This is a genomic window from Microbacterium pollutisoli (assembly GCF_053586795.1).
In genome coordinates this window covers 62951-83654 of record NZ_JBNYWT010000005.1, presented here as the reverse complement: position 1 = coordinate 83654, position 20704 = coordinate 62951, and the positions used below count along the sequence as shown (strand labels likewise).

At 72.2% G+C, this 20704-nt stretch carries 16 protein-coding genes; 5 read left to right on the top strand and 11 right to left on the bottom strand.

All coding sequences use genetic code 11. The annotated features are described in order from the left end of the window. Positions 1-11: 11 nt before the first annotated feature. The 6 genes from ACQ143_RS11995 to ACQ143_RS11970 all read right to left on the bottom strand — a co-directional run bounded on the left by ACQ143_RS11995 (position 12) and on the right by ACQ143_RS11970 (position 8170). Positions 12-1655, bottom strand: coding sequence for a glycosyltransferase family 2 protein (locus tag ACQ143_RS11995; RefSeq protein WP_449570931.1), 1644 nt, complete (start codon positions 1653-1655; stop codon positions 12-14). Positions 1656-1715: 60 nt separating this feature from the next. After that, positions 1716-2585, bottom strand: coding sequence for a pyruvate formate-lyase-activating protein (gene pflA / locus ACQ143_RS11990; RefSeq protein WP_449571114.1), 870 nt, complete (start codon positions 2583-2585; stop codon positions 1716-1718). 99 nt (positions 2586-2684) lie between these two features. Then, positions 2685-4946, bottom strand: a complete 2262-nt coding sequence (gene pflB / locus ACQ143_RS11985; protein WP_449570930.1) for a formate C-acetyltransferase — start codon at positions 4944-4946, stop codon at positions 2685-2687. Between the two features lie 186 nt (positions 4947-5132). Continuing rightward, entirely contained in the window at positions 5133-6653 is a 1521-nt protein-coding gene (locus ACQ143_RS11980; RefSeq protein WP_449570929.1) for a Mur ligase family protein, read from the bottom strand. A gap of 97 nt (positions 6654-6750) precedes the next feature. Next, a complete protein-coding gene (locus tag ACQ143_RS11975) occupies positions 6751-7440 on the bottom strand; it encodes a DUF1775 domain-containing protein (protein WP_449570928.1) in 690 nt (229 codons plus the stop codon). A gap of 142 nt (positions 7441-7582) precedes the next feature. Continuing rightward, the gene (locus ACQ143_RS11970; protein ID WP_449570927.1) at positions 7583-8170 is read right to left on the bottom strand and encodes a hypothetical protein; all 588 of its coding nucleotides are present in this window, start codon (positions 8168-8170) and stop codon (positions 7583-7585) included. A 78-nt stretch (positions 8171-8248) separates the two neighbouring features. Between ACQ143_RS11970 and ACQ143_RS11965 the strand changes: the two genes are divergently transcribed. After that, positions 8249-9553: a M50 family metallopeptidase gene (locus tag ACQ143_RS11965; protein WP_449570926.1), complete on the top strand. Its 1305-nt coding sequence runs from the start codon at positions 8249-8251 to the stop codon at positions 9551-9553. Positions 9554-9573: 20 nt separating this feature from the next. On the opposite strand, the gene ACQ143_RS11960 is transcribed toward ACQ143_RS11965, so the two are convergent. Next, positions 9574-11457, bottom strand: coding sequence for an anthranilate synthase family protein (locus ACQ143_RS11960; RefSeq protein WP_449570925.1), 1884 nt, complete (start codon positions 11455-11457; stop codon positions 9574-9576). 234 nt (positions 11458-11691) lie between these two features. Between ACQ143_RS11960 and ispG the strand changes: the two genes are divergently transcribed. Continuing rightward, positions 11692-12822: a flavodoxin-dependent (E)-4-hydroxy-3-methylbut-2-enyl-diphosphate synthase gene (gene ispG, locus ACQ143_RS11955; protein WP_449571113.1), complete on the top strand. Its 1131-nt coding sequence runs from the start codon at positions 11692-11694 to the stop codon at positions 12820-12822. 23 nt (positions 12823-12845) lie between these two features. On the opposite strand, the gene ACQ143_RS11950 is transcribed toward ispG, so the two are convergent. Further along, on the bottom strand, positions 12846-14057 hold the full coding sequence (locus ACQ143_RS11950) for a trans-sulfuration enzyme family protein (protein ID WP_449570924.1): 1212 nt from the start codon (positions 14055-14057) through the stop codon (positions 12846-12848). Between the two features lie 113 nt (positions 14058-14170). On the opposite strand from ACQ143_RS11950, the gene ACQ143_RS11945 reads away from it, so the two are divergent. Beyond that, positions 14171-14662, top strand: coding sequence for an Lrp/AsnC family transcriptional regulator (locus ACQ143_RS11945; protein ID WP_449570923.1), 492 nt, complete (start codon positions 14171-14173; stop codon positions 14660-14662). A gap of 40 nt (positions 14663-14702) precedes the next feature. Here the strand turns inward: ACQ143_RS11945 and pcp are convergent, their stop codons facing one another. Continuing rightward, the gene (gene pcp, locus ACQ143_RS11940) at positions 14703-15335 is read right to left on the bottom strand and encodes a pyroglutamyl-peptidase I (protein WP_449570922.1); all 633 of its coding nucleotides are present in this window, start codon (positions 15333-15335) and stop codon (positions 14703-14705) included. Beyond that, complete coding sequence (locus ACQ143_RS11935) at positions 15332-16777, bottom strand: RNB domain-containing ribonuclease (protein ID WP_449570921.1); 1446 nt, start codon at positions 16775-16777, stop codon at positions 15332-15334. The genes pcp and ACQ143_RS11935 overlap by 4 nt, the downstream gene beginning before the upstream one ends. 93 nt (positions 16778-16870) lie before the next feature. On the opposite strand from ACQ143_RS11935, the gene ACQ143_RS11930 reads away from it, so the two are divergent. Together ACQ143_RS11930 and ACQ143_RS11925 are read left to right on the top strand one after the other, a co-directional pair. Further along, complete coding sequence (locus ACQ143_RS11930; protein ID WP_449570920.1) at positions 16871-18628, top strand: proline--tRNA ligase; 1758 nt, start codon at positions 16871-16873, stop codon at positions 18626-18628. 66 nt (positions 18629-18694) lie between these two features. Then, a complete protein-coding gene (locus ACQ143_RS11925) occupies positions 18695-19753 on the top strand; it encodes an LOG family protein (protein ID WP_449570919.1) in 1059 nt (352 codons plus the stop codon). A gap of 21 nt (positions 19754-19774) precedes the next feature. Here the strand turns inward: ACQ143_RS11925 and ACQ143_RS11920 are convergent, their stop codons facing one another. Further along, the gene (locus ACQ143_RS11920; protein ID WP_449570918.1) at positions 19775-20587 is read right to left on the bottom strand and encodes a DUF1206 domain-containing protein; all 813 of its coding nucleotides are present in this window, start codon (positions 20585-20587) and stop codon (positions 19775-19777) included. Between the last annotated feature and the right edge of the window lie 117 nt (positions 20588-20704).

Sequence of the window (20704 nt, the reverse complement as noted above, 5' to 3'; positions counted from 1 at the left end):
GCGGCCCCGACTCAGCCCAGCAGCACTCCGGCATCCACGGCCGCCACCACCGCAGCCACGCACGCAGCGGTCGCCGCGATCCACCCCGTGCGCGCGAACAGCCCGCCGGTCACCCCCGCGTGGGCGCGTACATCGCGGCGCCGGGCACGGACGTCGGCCGCCCACGCCCCCGCGATCACGACGCCGGCCACCGCGACGCCGGCCACCGCCGGCGGGGTCGGGGCCAGGATCGTGCCGACCACGGCCGGGCCGAGCGCGAGGGTCTGCCGCAGGGCGGTCGGGCCGCCGCTCAGTGACCGCACCGCCAGCCATGTCGACAGGACCAGCCCGGCCACCGCCGCCGCGAACGCCCACCCCGGGGCGCTCACCACGAGCACCATCGCCGCCGCCGGGGCGACGATGCTCGCGACCGCGGCGGCACGGCGGGCCAGCAGGCGCGGCGTGCGCCCCCACACGACCAGGGCCCGGTGCAGCCCACCACCCGGAAACCGGCTGACCAGTTCCATGAGCCGCCGCCGGGTGCGGCGACGGCGTGCCGTGGCGGGCGTGCGCGCGGCGCGGGCAGTCGGCAGCGGCTCGTCGCCGCCGAGCAGCTGGACCGCGTGGCTCAGCGCGGCAGGTGCGACGGCGCCGGTGAGCGTAGCGCTGCCCGGGCGGTCCGCCGCGGGGGACGTGGTCATCAGGTCGTCGGCCCGGTAGAACTCGTCGGCACTCGCCGTGGCCGCCAGCGCGGCGGGCCACCGCCACGGCGCGGACAGGGCACTGATCGCATCGTGCGGCAGGTGCGCGGAGAGGACCTGCTGCACGCTGGCGAAGAACGCGTCCCGCTCGCGGCGCGGCAGCCAGCGCACCGCGTCGGACTGCAGCCGGCCGACCAGCTCGATGCGGACCCATCGCGCGAGGTAGGCCTGGCGCTCCGGGCCCGGCGGCAGGGCGTCGACGACCGTGTCGATGCAGCGCCGCAGCGCCGGGTAATACTCGTCGGGGCGATACCGCCGGTAGCCCGCGCCCTCACCGTCGTCGCGCTCGGCGTGGACGTACACCGGGGTGTCGCTGTAGACGGCGATCCGCCGCGCACGGGTGTAGGCCTGGGCCATGAAGAGGTGGTCCTCGAGACGCCGCAGTGACTCGTCGAACCGGATGCCGGAGGTGTCGAGGAACGCACGGCGGAACAGGGCGTGCGTCGTCATGCTGTCCTGCACGGGCTGCGCCGGCGGCCGGGCGTCGTCGACCGTCGCCCGGAACAGCACCTGCGGAACCTTGCGGCCCTGCCCGGTCATGCGCCCCACGATGACATCGGCGGTCGTCCGCTGCGCGAACCCGCGCAGCCGGGCGAGGGCGTCGCCGGTGAGCCAGTCATCGTGGTCGACGAAGTACACGTAGTCGCCGCGCGCCTGCGCCAGTCCGGTGTTGCGCGGGCGGCTGGGCCAGCCCGACGGCGGCCGGTGCACCACACGCGCCCAGGGCCGGGACGCCGTCCAGTGCTCCAGCAGGCGCTCGGTGCCGTCGGAGCTGCCGTCGTCGATCAGCAGCGCCTCGAAGGACCCGGCGGCATCGGGCTGGGCATCGAGCGAGTCCAGCAGGGGACGGATCCACGGGCCGGGGTTGAACACCGGGACCACGACCGACACCCAGGGGGTGTCGGTGTGCGCCATGCGGCCCTCCTTCGCGACCGAGCATAGCGAAGGCGCCGTCGGCCGACCCGGGCGGGGCGATCAGTAGGCGGTGAGGCCGTGCGCGCGGAACTGTCCGCGCACCCGATCGACGAGCTCGGCCTCGGGCGCTGCGACGCCCGCCAGCTCGTAGCGCAGCCCGAGGGCCTCCCATTTGTCGGCACCCATCTGGTGGAAGGGCAGCACTTCGACGCGGGTGACCACGCCCGGCCGGATGTCGTTGAGCGCGGCCGCATAGGCGGCCACCCGTTCGACGTTGCCCGGGTCGTCGGTCAGGCCCGGCACCAGCACGAACCGGATCCACACCTCCGGACCGTCGACGCTGGCCGCCAGGCGGCGGCCGAAAGCCAGCGTCGGCTCGAGTTCGCGACCGGTGACCCGGCGATAGGTGGCCGGGTCACCGCTCTTCACGTCCAGCAGGACGAGGTCGGTGTCGGCGAGCATGGCGTCGCTCGCGTGCGCGCCGAGGTAGCCCGACGTGTCGAGCGCGGTGTGCACGCCCAGCTGCTTCGCGCCGCGCAGGATGCGTGCGGCGAACGCCGGCTGCATGAGCACCTCGCCGCCCGACAGGGTGATGCCGCCGCCGGTCGCGCGGAAGACGCCGAGGTAGCGGCGCACCCGCGCAAGGATCTCGTCGGAGGTCACCGGTTGCCCGTCCCGCATCGCGAAGGTGTCGGGGTTGTGGCAGTACAGGCAGCGCAGCGGGCAGCCGTTGAGGAACACGGTGAGCCGGGTGCCCGGGCCGTCGACGGCGGTGACCAGCTCCCACGAGTGCACCGAGCCGAGCCGTCCCTCGCGCATCGCCGCGAGCCGTGCGGGCCGGTCGAGCGCTTCGACGGTCAGGCCGTCCAGCCCGGCGCCGGCGCGTCGCGCCCGGACGGGGAGGTCCAGGCGCGTCGCGTCCGCCGGCAGCGGCGCCGCACCGCCGGGCAGCGCCGTGCCGAGGAGGGGATCGGCCGCGGGGGTCCGGCCGATCACAGTGGCGGCCACGTCAGATCACCTCTTCCGGTGTCAGACCGAACCGTGGAAGGTGCGCGAGAGCACATCCAGCTGCTGCTCGCGGGTCAGACGGACGAAGTTGACGGCGTAGCCGGACACCCGGATTGTGAGCTGGGGGTAGTTCTCGGGGTGCTCCATGGCATCCAGCAGCGTCTCCCGGTTCAGGACGTTGACGTTCATGTGGTAGCCCTGTGCGCCGATGTACGCGTCCAGCAGGCCCGCGAGGTTGCGCACCTGCTCCGGCTTGGTCCGGCCGAGGCCCGTGGGCACGACGGTGTTGGTCAGCGAGATGCCGTCCTGCGCCTCGGCGTACGGCAGCTTCGCGACCGACAGCGCCGAGGCCAGCATGCCGTGGGTGTCGCGACCGTTCATCGGGTTCGCGCCGGGGGCGAACGGCTCGCCGGCGCGACGGCCGTCGGGGGTGTTGCCCGTGGCCTTGCCGTACACGACGTTCGACGTGATCGTCAGCACCGACTGCGTCGGCACCGCATCGCGGTACATCGGATGCCGGCGGATCTTCGCCATGAACCGCTCGACGAGGTCGACGGCGATCGCGTCGGCCCGGTCGTCGTCGTTGCCGTAGGTGGGGAAGTCTCCCTCGGTGATGAAGTCGACGACGAGCCCCCGCTCATCGCGCACGGGCGTGACGGTGGCGTACTTGATCGCCGACAGCGAGTCGGCGGCCACCGACAGGCCCGCGATGCCGCAGGCCATCGTGCGCAGCACGTCTTTGTCGTGCAGCGCCATCTCCAGTCGTTCGTACGCGTACTTGTCGTGCGACCAGTGGATGCAGTTGAGCGCCTCCACGTAGGTCTCGGCCAGCCAGTCCATCGTCTGGTCGAACTTCGCGAACACGTCGTCGAAGTCGAGCGGGCCCTCGCCGACCGGCGTCGCCAGCGGCGACACCTGCTTTCCGGTGACCTCGTCGCGGCCGCCGTTGATGGCGTACAGGAGGGTCTTGGCCAGGTTCACGCGGGCGCCGAAGAACTGCATCTGCTTCCCGATGCGCATCGGGGACACGCAGCACGCGATCGCCGCGTCATCGCCCCACGCCGCCCGGATGAGTTCGTCGGACTCGTACTGCACCGCCGACGTGTCGATCGACACCTGCGCGCAGTAGTCCTTGAACCCCTGCGGCAGGGCGGGGCTCCAGAACACCGTCATGTTCGGCTCGGGCGCGGGTCCCAGGTTGTACAGCGTCTGCAGATAGCGGAAGGAGTTCTTCGTGACCAGCGGTCGACCGTCCTCGCCCATGCCGCCGATCGTCTCGGTGACCCACGTCGGGTCACCCGAGAACAGGGCGTCGTACTCGGGGGTGCGCAGGAATCGCACGATGCGCAGCTTGATCACGAAGTCGTCGATGAGCTCCTGCGCCTCGATCTCGGTGAGGCGACCCTCGCGCAGGTCGCGTTCGATGTAGATGTCGAGGAACGTCGAGGTGCGGCCGAGCGACATCGCCGCACCGTTCTGCTCCTTGACCGCCGCAAGGTAGGCGAAGTACAGCCACTGCACGGCCTCGCGGGCGGTCGTTGCCGGACCCGAGATGTCGTGCCCGTACGACGCGGCCATCTGCTTCAGTTCGCCGAGCGCGCGGATCTGCTCGGCGTGCTCCTCGCGCTGCCGCACGATCTCCTCACCGAACGGCGCCGTGTCGAGGGTCAGCTTGTCGACCTTCTTCGCCGCCACGAGAGCGTCGACGCCGTACAGGGCGACGCGTCGGTAGTCGCCGATGATGCGGCCACGGCCGTACGCGTCGGGCAGGCCCGTGATGATGTGCGAACTGCGGGCGGCGCGCACCGCCGGGGGGTACACGTCGAACACGGCCTGGTTGTGGGTCTTGCGGTAGTGGGTGAAGACCGTCTTGAGGGTCGGGTCGATGTCGTAGCCGTAGGTCGCCAGGGCGCCCTCGACCATGCGCCAGCCGCCGTTGGGCATGATGGCGCGCTTGAGCGGGGCGTCCGTCTGCAGTCCGACGATGACGTCGTTGTCGTCACTGATGTAGCCGGGAGCGTGGGCGGTGATGGAGGAGGGCGTGTGGACGTCCACGTCGTACACGCCTTTCTCCCGCTCGGCGGGGAACATCGCCGCGAGCGTGTCCCAGACGCGCGTGGTCCGCGCGGTCGGCCCGGCGAGGAAGACGCTGTCGCCGGTGTAGGGGGTGTAGTTGCGCTGGATGAAGTCGCGGACGTCGATGCCGTCCTGCCAGGCGCCCGGGGTGAAGCCGCTCCAGGCGGCGGGGATCGCGTCGACGTTGTCGGGGGTGACGGTGGTCATCGGGCTTCCTTCGTCCTCGTGGGATCGGGCTCGCCCTACGCCGGGTGGGTGTCGGCGGGTCCGTGACACCAGGCTACGCCGAGTGGTCAGACCACTGGCGGATCGTGCACGGAACCGCCAAGCGGCCGACCGCAGAGCGCGCCGACCCCTTGTGGTAAGACCACAATGGTCGCCGGATGCGGCCGGTCACCACCCCGCGTCGGTCAGGGCCTTCAGCGCCATCGCTCGCGGGTTGTACGGGTGGCGCACACCCTGGATCTCCCGGTGGTCCTGGTGACCCGGACCGAACCACAGGATCGCGTCGCCCTCGCCCACGAGCGAGACCGCCTTCACGATCGCGTCCTCCGGGGGAGTGATGTTGAACAGGCCCCCGGCCGGGGGTGCCTGCACCGCGCCGGAGTAGAGCCCGTCGCGGATGACGGCGGCGTCCTCCCAGCGCGGGTGGTGGTCGGTGACGATCGCGATGTCGCTGTTGCGCGCGGCGGCCAGCCCCATCGCCGGGCGCTTCGTCGTGTCGCGCGAGCCGTCGGCGCCGAACATGATGAGCAGCTTGCCCGGTGTCTGGCGGCGCACCGCCTGTGCGGTCATGTCGAACCCGTCCGGGGTGTGGGCGAAGTCGAGGTACACCTTCGGGCCGCGGCCGGTGGTGACGACCTCGGTGCGGCCGGGCAGTTCGGCGCGGATACCGCCGTCGCGCTGGAGCACGCTCGTGATCTGCTCCCATGTGGCCACCCCGGACTCGAGGATCATGACGATGGCCAAGCCGGCGTTGGCCGCCATGTGCGGCCCCGTCACGGGCACCGTCGTGACCAGGTGTTGCCCGTCGGGTCCGGTGAGCTCCATGACGGTGGCGTTGATGGCCTCCTCGAGCATGCGGACCTGCCACTGGGCGGTCGCGGCCAGCTCGGCGTCCTCGGCGATCTCGGCGGTCGCGATCGTCGTGACCGGGATGTCCGCGTGCTCGACGACGGTGCGGCCCGCGGGGGTGTCGAGGGAGACGACTGCGCGGGCGGCGCGGTCGGCGCGGAACATCCGCAGCTTGCCCTCGAGATACTCCGCCATGTCGGCGAAGTCGTCCATGTGGTCGTTCTGCAGGTTCGTGAAGCCCGCGACGTCGTAGAACACGCCGTCGACGCGGTGCCGCACGATCGCCTGCACGCTGACCTCGAGCGCCATGACGGTGACGCCGCGCTCCTTCATATAGGCGATGAGCGCGTGCAGTTCGCTCGACTCGGGCGTCGTCAGGCGCGCCATGACGACCTCGCCGGCGATGTGTCGCCGCGCGGAGGACGACATGCCGGAGGTGAGGCCGAGCTGCTGGAGCAGCGCATCCTGCAGGTGCACGGTCGAGGTCTTGCCGTTGGTGCCGGTGACGCCGAGCATGACGGGCATGGCCTCGACGTTGCCGTAGACGTAGGCGGCGAGGTCGGCCATGCGGGTGCGCGGGTCGTCGGTGACCAGGACGGGTATCCCGGCATCCGCGGCCAGGGTCGCGCCGGCGGCGTCGGTGAGGATCGCCACGGCCCCCTGTCCGGCGGCATCGGCGGCGAACTCGGCGCCGTGTCGGCGCACCCCGTGGATGCCGACGAAGATGTCGCCGGGACGCAGGTCCCCGGTGGCGAGGGTGACGCCCGTGGCCGTGCGGCCGGTCAGGTCGCCGCGCACCTCATAACCGAACCGGGTCGCGATCTCATCGAGCGCACGCACGGGCGGGTGGTCCGGACGAAGCACGGGCGGGGTGGCAGGGGAAGGAGTCTGCATAGCGCGTCTATCTTCTCACCCGCGCCCGTGCCTCGTGTGTGGGTCAAGCGCGGCGTCGGCGTCCGAAGACGGCGACACCGAGCGCGGCCAGCGCCGCCACCAGGGCACCGCCGCTCAGCCAGCGCGCGACGGGGTCGGCGCCGGCGGCCACGTCGGCGTTCGCGTCAGCCGGGGCATCGGCATGTGCGTCGCCGTGGCCGGCCGCGGCAACGGCCTCTCCGACGGCGACCACCGGTGCCGGCGCGTCGAGATCGTGCGGGTCCTCGCCGTCGGCGGCGATCTGCGACCAGGCGATCTGGTCGGTCGCGCACTCCTGCACCACGGGGAACGCGACCTCGGTGCCGGCCACCGACGAGGCGAACACGACGTCGAGCGACACCGTGGCGCTCACCCCGTCGTCGATCGGGTTCGTGGCCGCGTAGGTGATCTCGGTGGCGATGCCGTCGGCACCGCGCTCGCGGTCGATGGTCCAGGCACCGTCGAGGACGGGGGTCACCGCGTCGATGCCCTCGGGGATATCGAAGACGAGGGCGGTGGTGGCGGCGCCGTCGCAGCCGTGGTTGAAGGTGAAGTCCAGCCGGGTGCTCGTCCCCGCGGGGCTGTCAGTGGGGGACACGTGCACGTGGGCGGACGCCGCCAGCGGCGCGGCGACGGCCAGGACAGCGCCGGCGGCGAGGCCGGCGGTCACCCGGAAGCGGCGGCGGGCGGGGGAGACGGAGGGGGTGGAAGACATGCGTTTCTCTCTGGATCGTGCGCTGAGGCAAGGGGCGAAGACATCGCCGGATGGCGGCCACGCCGGGGCGCGCCGGACGGCCGGGCGGGCCGGGGAACGCCGGTGCGATCGATGACCGCGGCCGGCGTGTCAGGAGACGGGCTCAGTGCGCGTGCAGTGGTGGCCCTCGGCGTGACAACGAGGCGAGGGCGACGAGCGGGGCCGGCCGGTGGCCGAACGGGGCCATCGGCAGCGACACGGGGCTGGCGGCCGGCAGGGCCACCGTCGCGCGGCTCACGACCTGGCGCAGCCCTGCCGCGATGGCGCGCATCGCGCGCTCGCCGCGGGTGAGCAGCACCACGGTGACGATGGCGGCGAGCACGTGGCCGCCGATCATGACGGGATCCACGGCCAGGACCGCAGCATCCACCCCCACCGACAGGGTCGGCGGCGCGCCGTGCACATGCCGGCTCGCGGCGGGGAGCGCGGAGCCGACCGTCGCGAACGCGACATGCAGCAGCACCTGGCTGAGCGCCACGACGACGCTCGTGCGCCACAGGGAGGGGCGGCGCCCGGTGAGGGCGACGGCGACCGGCATCGCCAGCAGGGTGACGGCGGTCAGAAGCCACACGGGCGGGGCGGCGCCGCCGGCCAGGGTGTGTGCGGTCGAGGCGACGGTGGTGGCCACCGCGGCGGCTGCGGCGCCGCGCACCGCGCGCCCGCGCCGGGCCGATCTGTCCACCGTCTCCACATCTCGAGCTTAACCGCGGCCCGGCCCGCCCGCGCCGGCTCGGCAAACTCAAAGCCGCCGCGACTAGCCTGGGGTGTCGTGACCGCCCTCGCATTCGCCATCGGTGTGGTGCTGCTCGTCGTCGGCCTGGCCGTGTCGATCGCGCTGCACGAGCTGGGGCACCTGCTGCCGGCGAAGAAGTTCGGCGTGCGCGTCGGCCAGTACATGATCGGCTTCGGCCCGACGCTGTGGTCGCGGCGGTTCCGGGAGACCGAATACGGCGTCAAGGCGATCCCGCTCGGCGGCTACATCTCGATGGCCGGCATGTATCCGCCCGCCCCCGCGTCCTCGTCCCGCCCCGGTCGTGCCGCCGGCGGGGTGTTCGCGACCATGGTGCAGGATGCCCGAGCCGCCAACGCCGAGACTCTCGAGGATGTCGGAGATCGGCGGGCGTTCTATGAGCTGCCGGTCTGGAAGCGCATCGTCATCATGCTCGGCGGGCCGGTCATGAACCTGCTGCTGGCGATGGTGCTGTTCGGCGTCGTGGTCACCGGCATCGGAGTGCAGACGGCCACCACGACCGTCGCCGCCGTCAGCGAGTGCGCGCTGCCGGCGTCGTCCACGGCGACGGAGTGCACCCCCGACGACCCCGTCGCACCTGCGGCGGCGGCGGGACTGCAGCCCGGCGATGTGCTCGTGTCCGTCGGAGGCACCCCGGTCGCGACGTTCGCCGAGGCGTCGGCCCTCGTGCAGGATGCCCCCGGGCGCACCCTGGAGGTCGTCGTGGAACGCGACGGCCGGCAGCACACCCTGCAGATGACGCCGATGCTCGCGGAGCGTGAGGTGCTCGGCGATGACGGTCGCCTCACCACCGCGCAGGTCGGTTTCGTCGGCATGACCGCGACGGTCGAGTACGTGCGGCAACCGATCTGGGACGGCCCGGCCCTCGCGCTGGAGCGCACCGGGCAGGTCGCCGAGATCATGGCGCAGCTGCCGGTACGGGTCTATGAGACGGCCGTCGACATGTTCACCGGCCAGGAGCGCGACCCGACCGGTCCGCTGTCGATCGTCGGCGCCGGTCGCATCGCCGGTGAGGTGGCGGCCATCGACGCGCCCGTGCTCAACCGGGTCTCGGCGATCATCGACCTGCTCGCGGCGCTGAACATCGCGCTGTTCGTCTTCAACCTCATCCCGCTCCTGCCGCTGGACGGCGGACACGTCGTCGTCGCCCTGTGGGACGGGATCAAGCGCGCGTGGGCACGGCTGTTCCGCCGTCCGCCCCCGCAGCCGGTCGATGCCACGAAGCTCGTGCCGCTGACCTTCGTCGTGGTCATCGCGCTGGTGGTGATGGGCGGCATCCTGATCCTCGCCGACGTGTTCAACCCGATCGCGCTGTTCGGCTGACGAGGCCGGCGAACCGGCGGTCAGGCCAGCGCGTGCGTGACGAGCCGCTCGAGGGTGTCGAGGCCGTCGCGGGAGAGGATCGACTCCAGGTGCCCCTGCACCGACGCGTAGCCGGGGCCGCGCGTGGCGTACACATCGCCGGAGACCGGGTCCGCGGCGATCTCGGTGTCCCCAACGGCGGTGGTGCCGGCATCCACGCGGGCGGTGAAGGTGTTGTAGAAGCCGATGGATGCCGGAGTCCCGAACACGTCGACCGTCTTCTGCAGGCCCTGGTGCGGCGCGTCCAACGGCACCAGAGCGAGGCCGAGGCGGTGCGCGAGCACCTGGTGGCTCAGGCACACCGCCAGCAGCGGGCGTCGTTCGACCAGCCGGGCGTCGACGACCCTGCGCATGGCCGCGATGCGGTCGCTCGTGTCGTCGCGGGGATCGCCGGGGCCGGGGCCGGCCACCACGAGGTCGGCGATGTCGAGCGCTGCCGGGTCGGCGTCGCGCCAGTGCGTGATGGTCACGTCGAACCCGAGGTGGCGCAGCTGGTGCGCGAGCATCGTGGTGAAACGGTCTTCGGCGTCGACCACGACGGCGGTGCGGCCGGCGTACGGGCCGTGGCCGTCGGCGGCCTGCGGGTTCAGCCAGAACGCGGCGAGTCGCTCGTTGCGTGCGGCCAGCAGCGCCGCCACACCGGGGTCGTCGGCGAGTCGTCGCGGCGCGGCGGCGGGCGCATCCTCGTCGACGACCGGCGTGGTGTCGCGATCGACGGCGCCGATCGCGCCGAGCACACCGGCGGCCTTGCCGTGGGTCTCACTGACCTCGCCGTCGGGGTCGGAGTGGCGCACGAGGGTGGCGCCGACCGGCACCCGCAGTTGTTGGTCGACGAGGTAGGCCGTGCGGATGAGGATGGGGGCGTCGAGGTCGTGGCGTCCGTCGGCGGTGGGGGTGAACAGCGCCGCGACACCCGAGTAATAGCCCCGCGGAGATTGCTCGTGGCGCGTGATGACGGTGCAGGCGTTCTGCATGGGTGAACCGGTCACGGTCGGGGCGAACATGGTCTCGCGCAGGATGTCCCGCGGATCCATGGTGCTGCGCCCGCGCAGCATGTACTCGGTGTGGGTCAGGCGCGACATCTCCTTGAGATGCGGGCCCGTGATGCGGCCGCCGTCGCTGCACACCGCCGACATCATCTTGAGCTCTTCGTCGACGACCATGAACAGCTCTTCGGTCTCTTTCGTCGAGGCCAGGAACTCGGTGAGGGTCTCGACGGTCGCCCCGCCGGCGGGGTGCCGGAAGGTGCCGGAGATCGGGTTCATCGTGACGACGCCGTCCTGCGCGCTCACGTGCGCCTCCGGGCTCGCGCCGACGGCGAGGTGGCCGTCGGTGACGATGAGGAACGTCCAGTACGCGCCGCGCTCGTGCTCGAGCAGCGCGCGGAACCACGTGAGGCCCGCCGTGACGGCGTCGACGTCGATGGACGCCGTGAAGTCACGCCGGATGACGAAGTTCGCACCCTCGCCGCGCCCGATCTCGTCGGCGATCACACGGCGCACGATGTCGGCGTATTCCGCATCGGGGATGTCGAACCCGGCATCCGTCAGCGGGACGGCGGCGTCGGGGAGCGCGGCCACCGCGTCGGCCAACGGGATGCGGTCATGGTCGTCGACGACGAGACAGCGCAGCGGCGCGTGATCGTCGTGGCAGGCGAACCCGCGCTCGACGACCTGGCGGAACGGCACGAGCGCGAGCACCTCACGGGCGGTGCCCGCGGCATCCACGAGCGGGATGTCGGCCAGCAGCGGCACGTCGACGGTCGAGCCGGTGAGCACCTCCACCGTGGCGCCGTCACGGGCCAGCAGTGCGAAGGGACGGTCGCCGGAGATCGCCGCGGCGAGAGCGGAGGGGCGCACGGTCATGGCCGGGGCCTTTCTGGAGGATCGGGCGGTCGCGTCATCGCGAGAACGAAAAGACCGCCTCGAGGGGCGGTCTGTGTTCTTCGGTCGCGAGCACACCGCCTCAGCGGATGGGCCACCAGGAGCTGCGCGCGAACATGCCGTCACCCTAGCAGGTCGGCGCGGCGGCCCGTGGCACTCAGCCCCGGCACGGGTGGGCGGTCGTAGGCTGGAGGCGTGCCAGCAGTCAATCTTGGAATGCCGCGCGTGCCTGAGCTGCTCGCGCCCCGCCGCAAGAGCCGCCAGATCAAGGTCGGCAAGGTGCTCGTCGGCGGCGACGCGCCCGTGAGCGTCCAGTCGATGACGACGACGCCGACCACCGACATCAACCACACGCTGCAGCAGATCGCCGAGCTCACCGCCTCGGGCTGCGAGATCGTGCGCGTGGCGGTGCCCAGCCAGGACGACGCCGATGTGCTGCACATCATCGCCGCGAAGAGCCAGATCCCGGTGATCGCCGACATCCACTTCCAGCCGAAGTACGTGTTCCAGGCCATCGACGCCGGATGTGCGGCGGTGCGCGTGAACCCGGGTAACATCCGGAAGTTCGACGACCAGGTCGGTGCGATCGCCAAGGCCGCGCAGGCCGCCGGGGTCTCGCTGCGCATCGGTGTCAACGCCGGGTCGCTCGACCGCCGCCTGCTCGAGAAGTACGGCAAGGCCACCCCGGAGGCGCTCGTGGAGAGCGCGGTGTGGGAGGCGTCGCTGTTCGAGGAGCACGACTTCCACGACTTCAAGATCTCGGTCAAGCACAATGACCCGATCGTCATGGTCAAGGCCTACCGGCAGCTCGCCGAGCGCGGCGACTGGCCGCTGCACCTGGGTGTGACCGAGGCCGGCCCCGCCTTCCAGGGGACGATCAAGAGTGCGACCGCGTTCGGGATCCTGCTGGCCGAGGGCATCGGCGACACGATCCGCGTCTCCCTCTCGGCGCCGCCGGCCGAAGAGGTCAAGGTCGGCCACCAGATCCTGCAGTCGCTGAACCTGCGCGAGCGCAAGCTCGAGATCGTGTCGTGCCCGTCGTGCGGGCGCGCGCAGGTCGACGTGTACTCGCTCGCCGACAGTGTGACCGAGGGGCTCAAGGACATGACCGTGCCGCTGCGCGTGGCCGTCATGGGCTGCGTCGTCAACGGCCCGGGGGAGGCCCGCGAGGCCGACCTGGGCGTGGCCAGCGGCAACGGCAAGGGACAGATCTTCGTGAAGGGCGAGGTCATCAAGACCGTCCCCGAGGACGAGATCGTCGCGACCCTCATCGCCGAGGCGAACCGCATCGCCGCCGAGATGGGGCCGGATGCCGGAGTCGGCACCGCGCAGGTCATCACCGCCTGAGGCGGGTGAGGCCGCGCCCGGGTTCAGCCGGCGTGGGCCGGCACCGGGCGCTCCGAGGCCCCGGCCCGCGGCGCGGACGCAAGAGCCTGGGCGAGGTCCGCGATCAGGTCGTCGACGTGTTCGAGCCCGACCGACAGCCGCAGGATGTCGGCGCCCGGCCGCGCCTCGGGTGCCACGGGCCGGTGCGTGAGCGCCGCCGGGTGCTGGATCAGCGAATCGACCCCGCCGAGTGAGACTGCGTGGGTGAACAGCGTGGTCGCGCCGGCCACGTGCGCGGCCGCGTCGAAGCCGCCGCGGAGGCGGATCGACAGCATGGCGCCCGGACCGCGCTGCTGCGTCCCCACGAGCGGATCACCAGACAGCCCGGGGTAGAACACGTCGGCCACCGCGTCGTGGGTCTGCAGCCACGTGGCGAGGCGCGTGGCCGATTCCTGCTGCGCGCGCATGCGCACCGGCAGGGTGGGCAGGCCGCGGTGCAGCAGGTAGGCCGCCAGCGGGTGCAGGATCGACCCGGTGATCGCCCGCACCTGACGCAGCGCCGAGGCGGTCTGCTCCGCGCACGCCACCACCCCGCCGACGACGTCGCCGTGGCCGCCGAGATACTTCGTGGCACTGTGCACGGACATCGCCGCGCCGTAGGCGAGCGGGTTCTGCAGCACCGGCGTGGCGAACGTGTTGTCGACCACGACGGGCACGGAACCGGCCTGTGCGACGACGTCCGCGATGTCGACGAGTTCGAGCGTGGGGTTGGCCGGGCTCTCCAGCAGCACGAGGCCGGTGTCCGGACGCAGGTGGCCGGCGACCTCCTCGGCCGCGCAGTAGGACACCTCGGTGCCGAGCAGGCCGGTGGCCAGCAGGTGGTCGCTGCCCCCGTACAGGGGCCGGACGGCCACGACATGCGGGCGTCCCACCGACACGGTGTGTGACAGCAGCACGGCGGTCAGAGCGGCCATGCCCGAGGCGAAGGCGACGGCCGCCTCCGCGCCCTCCAGCTGTGCCAGTCCTTCCTCGAAGCGCGCCACCGTCGGGTTCCACAGGCGGGCGTACACGTGGCTGCCGCCGTCGATGGGGGTTCCTCCGGTGGCGAGCGCCTCGTACGAGTCGCCGCCGATTCCGACATCGGGCAGGGGGTAGGTCGAGGACAGATCGAGGGGCGGGGCGTGCACGCCCAGCGCGGTGAGGTCGTCGCGTCCACCGTGGACGGCGCGGGTGTCGGGGTGCTGTGCGCGAGTCATCCGGCCAGTGTTGCGTCTGACGTGACGAATATCGAGATCAGTTGTTCCTGAACGGGTGAACACATGAGAGCATTGCGGAATCAGCAAGAAAGGATGCCGGAGGGAGGCTCCCGTTGCCTGATGCGCAAACCCGTCCTTCCGGGCTGGACGACCTCGACCTGCGGATCCTCGCCGCGCTGGTCCAGCACCCGGGCCAGTCCAACAAGGACCTCGCGCGCCACCTCGGCGTGGCCGAATCCACGTGCGCGTACCGCGTGCGCACGCTGCGCTCGCGCGGTGTCGTCGCCGGTGTCCGCGTCCTGATCGACCCCGCCGCGCTGGGCCTGCCCCTGCAGGCGGTGATCCGCGTGCGGCTCGGCCGGCACACCCGCGAGGGGGTCGGGCGGCTGTTCGACGCCCTCGAGCGCACGCCCGGCGTGATCGAGGTGTTCCATGTCGCCGGCGAAGACGACTTCCTCGTGCACGTGGCCGTCGAAGACGCCGCGGCCCTGCGCGACATCGTGCTGCAGCACATCACGGTGCACGAGACGGTGCGCACCACCGAGACGCACCTCGTGTTCGAGCGCCGCGAGGGCGTCGGACCGCTCGCCCGCGTCATGCCGTGACGCGCCGCATCCCCGGCGCCGGCCCCCGTGCAATGCGAGATCAGTGCAGCGCGCCGCCGGGAGCGGCGTCGTCGGCCGACGTGGCGAGCGAGACACGCACGGCGATCCGCAGGGCCCGGGCGAGCATCGCGGGCGGCAGCTCCGGCTGGCCGGCCGGTGCCTGACCGGTCGCCCACGGCACGTGCACGAATCCCGCGCGCGTGCCCGGTGCGGCGGCGTGCAACGCCGTGAAGAAGACGTGATTGCAGACGAACGTCCCGGCGGTGTGCGACACCTCGGCGGGGATGCCGGCATCCTGCATCGCCCGTGCGATGGCCTTCACCGGCAGCGTCGCGAACGCCGCCGCGGTGGCCCCCGGCACGCAGGGCTCGTCGATCGGCTGCGCACCCTCGTTGTCGGGGATCCGGGCATCGGCGAGGTTCACCGCCACCCGTTCGACGCCGACGGCCGCGCGACCGCCGGCGAGGCCGGCGGCGACGACCACCTCGGGGTGATGCTGTGCGATCAGCTCGCGCAGCCGGCTCGCCGCTCCGGCGAAGGTCACCGGCAGGATCTCGGTGACGAGTGTGCCCGGGCCGTGCCACGAGTCGCCCAGGGCGCGCACCGCGTCGCCGGAGGGGTTGACCGGATCGCCGCCGAACGGTTCGAATCCCGTCAGCAGGACGGTGGTCACGATCCCTCCGGGCGGAACTCCACGGTGCCGTCGGCCACCGACGTGCGCACGAGGCGCAGCCGCACGCGGGTGCCGGGCGTCACCGACTCGAGTCCGGGCACCTTGGCCTCGACGGGCGGGCGGCGCAGCTGGACCCGTGCGCCGTCGCCGCGCTGGGCGAGCACCAGGCCGTCGAAGACCTCGCCTTCGCGGCCGTGCAGCACGGCGGCCTCGACCCGGTCGAGCGCCCCGGCATTCAGCTGGCTCGCGCGCTGTGAGCTGCGGGCCATCAGGCTGGGCAGCTCGCCCAGCGACGCGCGCGCCCACTCGGGCACCTCGCGTCCGTTCACGAGGGCTTCGCACACGGCCAGCGACCACCGGTCGACGAGCCGGCGCAGGGGAGCGGTCGTGTGCGCGTACGCGGCGCCGATCGCCGACTGCTCGGTCTGCTCCGGCAGCTCACCGTCGAAGGCGACGTACCCCGCCCCGCGGAACAGCCCGCCCGCATGCTCGCGCACAGCCCGCGCGGCCGGGGTCCGCGGCAGCTGCCGCAGGTACTCCCCGTAGGGCTGCTCGACCGGCCACGGCAGGCCGAGCGCGACCGTCTGTGCGCGGAACTCCTCGATGTCTTCGGTGCCGGCCGGCGGCATCGTCCGCAGAATCCCCACGCCGCCGGCGAGCATGATCTCGGCGGCGGCCATGCCGGTCAGCAGCGACACGTGGGCGTTCCAGTCCTCGAGTTCGACGCCGCTGGACCGCTCGAGCCGGTAGCCGTCGGGCTCGGTCACCACCCGCGTCTCGGGGATGTTCAGGCTCGCCCCGCCGCGCTCGCTCTCGCGCGCGGCACGCTGGGTGCCGAACCACCGCAGCGCGGCCAGCGACCCCGGCGCGGTGCCGGCATCCACCGCCGCCTGCGCCTCGTCGTACGCCCACTGCCGGCGCGACCGGACCACGGCCCGCGTCAGCGTCGTGTCGACCGGACGCGCGCCCTCGTCGAGCACGAAGCGCCACACGTACGCCCGGCGATTCTGGTCGGGCAGCAGCGACGCGGCGCCCTCGCTGACGATCGCGGGGTGCAACGGCACGCGCCCATCCGGCGCGTACATCGTCTGCCCGCGGGTGCGCGCCTCGGCATCCATCGGCCCGTCGGGAGCGACGAACGCGGCGACGTCCGCGATCGCATAATGCAGCACGCCGCCCGAGGCGGTGCGCTCCAGGTGCAGCGCCTGGTCGAGGTCGGTGGAACCGGCGGGGTCGATCGTGAGGAACTCGATATGGCGCAGATCCGGCAGGTCGGATGTCGCGGGTTCGACCGGAACGGCGTGCGCCGCGTGCTCGGCCTCCGCCTGCACGGCGGCCGGGAACTCCTCGGGCACGCCCAGCTCGGCGCGCAGGGCCTGCAGGGAGGCGGCCAGCTCACCGCGGGCCGCGGTGGGGACGATGCGGGAGCGGCGGACGGGCACGCGCCCAGTGTAGGCGGGGCCGGTTCGCCCGGGGCAGCCCGCAGGACAACACGGCCGCGGGCGCGCCGTGTGCGCTGAGTAAGCTTGGTGCTCGTGGTCACCCGTCTCTCCAACTTCTTCCTCCGCACGCTCCGTGAAGACCCGGCCGACGCCGAGGTCACCAGTCACAAGCTGCTCGTCCGCGCCGGCTACATCCGCCGCGCCGCACCCGGCATCTTCACGTGGCTGCCGCTGGGCCTGCGCGTGAAGGCGAAGATCGAGGGCATCATCCGCGAAGAGATGGGCAACGCCGGCGCGTTCGAGGTGCACTTCCCGGCGCTCCTGCCGCGCGAACCGTACGAGGCGTCGGGCCGCTGGACGTCATACGGCGACGGCATCTTCCGCCTGCAGGACCGCCGCGGGGCCGACTACCTGCTCGCGCCCACGCACGAGGAGATGTTCACGCTCCTCGTGAAAGACCTCTACTCGTCGTACAAGGACCTGCCGCTGACGATCTACCAGATCCAGGACAAGTACCGCGACGAGGCCCGCCCCCGCGCCGGACTCCTGCGTGGGCGCGAGTTCACGATGAAGGACGCCTACTCCTTCGACTACACCGACGAAGGTCAGGACGCCTCCTACCAGTCGCAGCGCGACGCGTACGAGCGGATCTTCCAGCGGCTCGGGCTCGAGTACGTCATCGTCGCCGCCGACAACGGCCTGATGGGCGGCGCGCGCTCGGAGGAGTTCCTGCACCCGACCCCCGTCGGCGAAGACACCTTCGTCCGTTCCGCCGGCGGCTACGCCGCCAACGTCGAAGCGTTCACGACGGTGGCCCCCGAGCCGCTGCCGTACGACGACGCCCCGGCGCCGGTCATCTTCGACTCCCCCGACACTCCCACCATCGAGACGCTCGTCGCGCACTGCAACGCCACGCTCGACCGCGAGGTGACGGCCGCCGACACCCTCAAGAACGTCGTGCTCGCCCTCACCCACATCGACGGCACACGGGAGCTGGTCGTCGTCGGCATCCCCGGGGACCGCGACGTCGACGACAAGCGCGCCGAGGTCGCGTTCGCCCCGGCCGAGGTCTCCCCGGCCACCCCCGAGGACTTCGAACGCCACCCGCTCCTCGTCAAGGGGTACCTGGGGCCGTGGTCCGAGACCGGCCCGGTGCTCGGCGAGGAGTCGGCCACCGGCATCCGGTACCTGCTGGATCCGCGGGTCGTCGACGGCACCCGGTGGATCACCGGCGCCAACATCGACCAGAAGCACGTGCACTCGCTCGTGGCCGGTCGCGACTTCACCGCGGACGGCGTCGTCGAGATCGCGAACGTGCGCGCGGGCGACCCCGCCCCCGACGGCTCCGGTCCGGTCGAACTGGCCCGCGGCATGGAGATCGGCCACGTCTTCCAGCTCGGCCGGTTCTTCGCCGAGACGCTCGGCCTCAAGGTCCTCGACGAGAACGGCAAGCAGGTCACCGTCACGATGGGCTCGTACGGCATCGGCGTCACCCGCATCCTCGCGATCATCGCCGAGCTGAGCAACGACGACAAGGGGCTGATCTGGCCGGCCGCGGTCGCGCCGTTCGACGTGCACGTGGTGGCGACGGGAAGGGATGCCGCGGCCTTCGACCTCGCCGACACGCTCAGCGCCGATCTCGAAGAAGCCGGCCTCGACGTGCTGTACGACGACCGGCCGAAGGTGTCGCCCGGCGTGAAGTTCGGCGACGCCGAGCTGGTGGGCGTGCCGCAGATCGTGGTCGTGGGGCGCGGTGCCGCCGACGGCCAGGTCGAGCTGTGGGACCGCCGCACCGGCGCGCGTGAGGTCGTGGCCGCCGCCGACGCCGTCGCCCGCCTCGCGGCGCGCTGACACCCGCGACCCCGGCTGTTCCCGTGTCGTTCACCGCGTGCTCGGCGGACGTGCCACGCTGGAGTCATGCCTGAGAGCGCACAGATCCCACCCGAGGTCACCGAAGCCCTGCGAGCCGTCATCGACGAAGCGGGCATCACGTCCGACGTCGACCTTGTCGCCCGGATCCTCGCCACCGGCGTCGGCCTGGGCCTGGACGACTCCGATCGCCTCGACCTGAAGATCACCTCGGCCGCGCTGACCGAGATGCGCGCGGCGTTCGCGCTGTTCGCGCCGTACCGGCACATCCCCAAGGTGACGGTGTTCGGCTCGGCCCGCACCCAGCCCCACGACCAGCTCTACCGGCAGGCCTCGGACGTGGCCCGGGCGCTGGCCGAGCGCGGGTGGATGGTCGTGACGGGTGCCGGCCCCGGGATCATGCAGGCCGCCGCGGAGGGAGCCGGCGCCGAGCGGTCGATCGGCGTCTCGATCCGGCTGCCGTTCGAGGAGAAGCCCAACGCGATCGTCGCGGCCAACGACCGCAACGTCGCCATGAAGTACTTCTTCACCCGCAAGCTCATGCTCGTGAAGGAATCGCACGGGTTCGTCTGCGTCCCCGGCGGCTTCGGCACGCTCGACGAGCTGTTCGAGCTGCTCACCCTGCAACAGACCGGCAAGGCCGAGCCCATGCCCATCGTGCTGCTCGACGAGCCCGGCGGCACGTTCTGGGCGGGTCTGCAGCGCTTCGCCGACGAGGAGCTCATCCCGTCGGGCGTCATCTCCCCGGACGATTTCGAGCGGGTCGTCATCACCGAATCGGTCGAGACCGCGGCCGAGACGATCACCGAGTTCTGGCGCAACTACGACTCGCTGCGGTGGGTGGGCAAGCGGCTCGTGCTGCGGCTGCGCGCCGAGCCGACGGACGCGGAGATCGCGGCGCTGAACGAGCAGTTCGCTCCCGTGCTGCTCGAAGGGCGCATCGAGCGCAGCGCGCCGCTGCGTCGCGAGGTCGAAGACGACGACCGGCTCGACCTGCCCCGGCTGGTGATGGTCTACGACCAGTTCGCCGTCGGGGCGCTCTACCGGTTGATCAACGCCGTCAACGCGCTCGACAGCGCGCCGGCCGGCCCTGCCCGCGCCGCCTGACGCGCCCGGCCCGGCGACCGCTCACGGCGCGTCGAGCCAGGCGAAGCGCGCCCGGAAGAAGCAGAACACGCCGTAGGCGATGAGGCCGATGCCCACCGACGCCACGGCCAACGGGCCCAGGAACATCCCCCGCAGCGCGGTGATGGCCCCGTCCAGCCCGCCCGCGGCCTCCGGGTCGACCCGGACGGCGGCCACGATCAGCAGGATGCCGACGATCAGCAGCGCGATGCCTTTGGCCACGAAGCCGATCAGGCCCAGGACCACGACAGCGTCACCGAGCCGTCCCTCGGGCAGGATCATCTTGTCGCGGAACGACCGGCGCACCCCCATCACGACGAACGCGACCCCGCCGATCGTGATGCCTGCGCCCACGAGCAGCAGCACCACCACGCCGCCGGGCAGCGCGAGCGCACCGCGACTGGCCTGCTCGGCGGTCTCCTCCGCGTCAGGTCGTGCGCCCAGCGCCACCGACGCGGCGATGGCCCCCAGCGCGAGGAACACGACCGCCTGACCCCACCGGGACACCCGCACGCCCCACTTCTGAGCGGAGGAGCTGCGGGCCACCAGCAGGCCGTCGAGCGCATGCCACACGCCGAGCCCGGCCAGCATCACCGCCAGCGCCCACAGAGCGATCGCCCCCGCGGGGGCCGCGGCGATCGCCTTGAACGCGCCGGCCTGATCCGATTCGCCGCGGCCGCCGAACGCGATGACGAGCACGATCACACCGATCAGCACGTGCACCGCACCGTTGGCGGCGTACCCGCCGCGGGCGAGCACACGCATCACGGGGGACCGCTCCGCAGTGCGGGCGGTGCGCTTGGCGGCATCCCTCATGCCTTCGATCTTCCCAGCACCGCGCCCGGACGCATCCGGTAACGTGGGTGGGATGCCGCAGACGCGCCCCGCGCGTGGGCGGCAGCCACAATCGAACACTGCGAAGTGAATACGGGA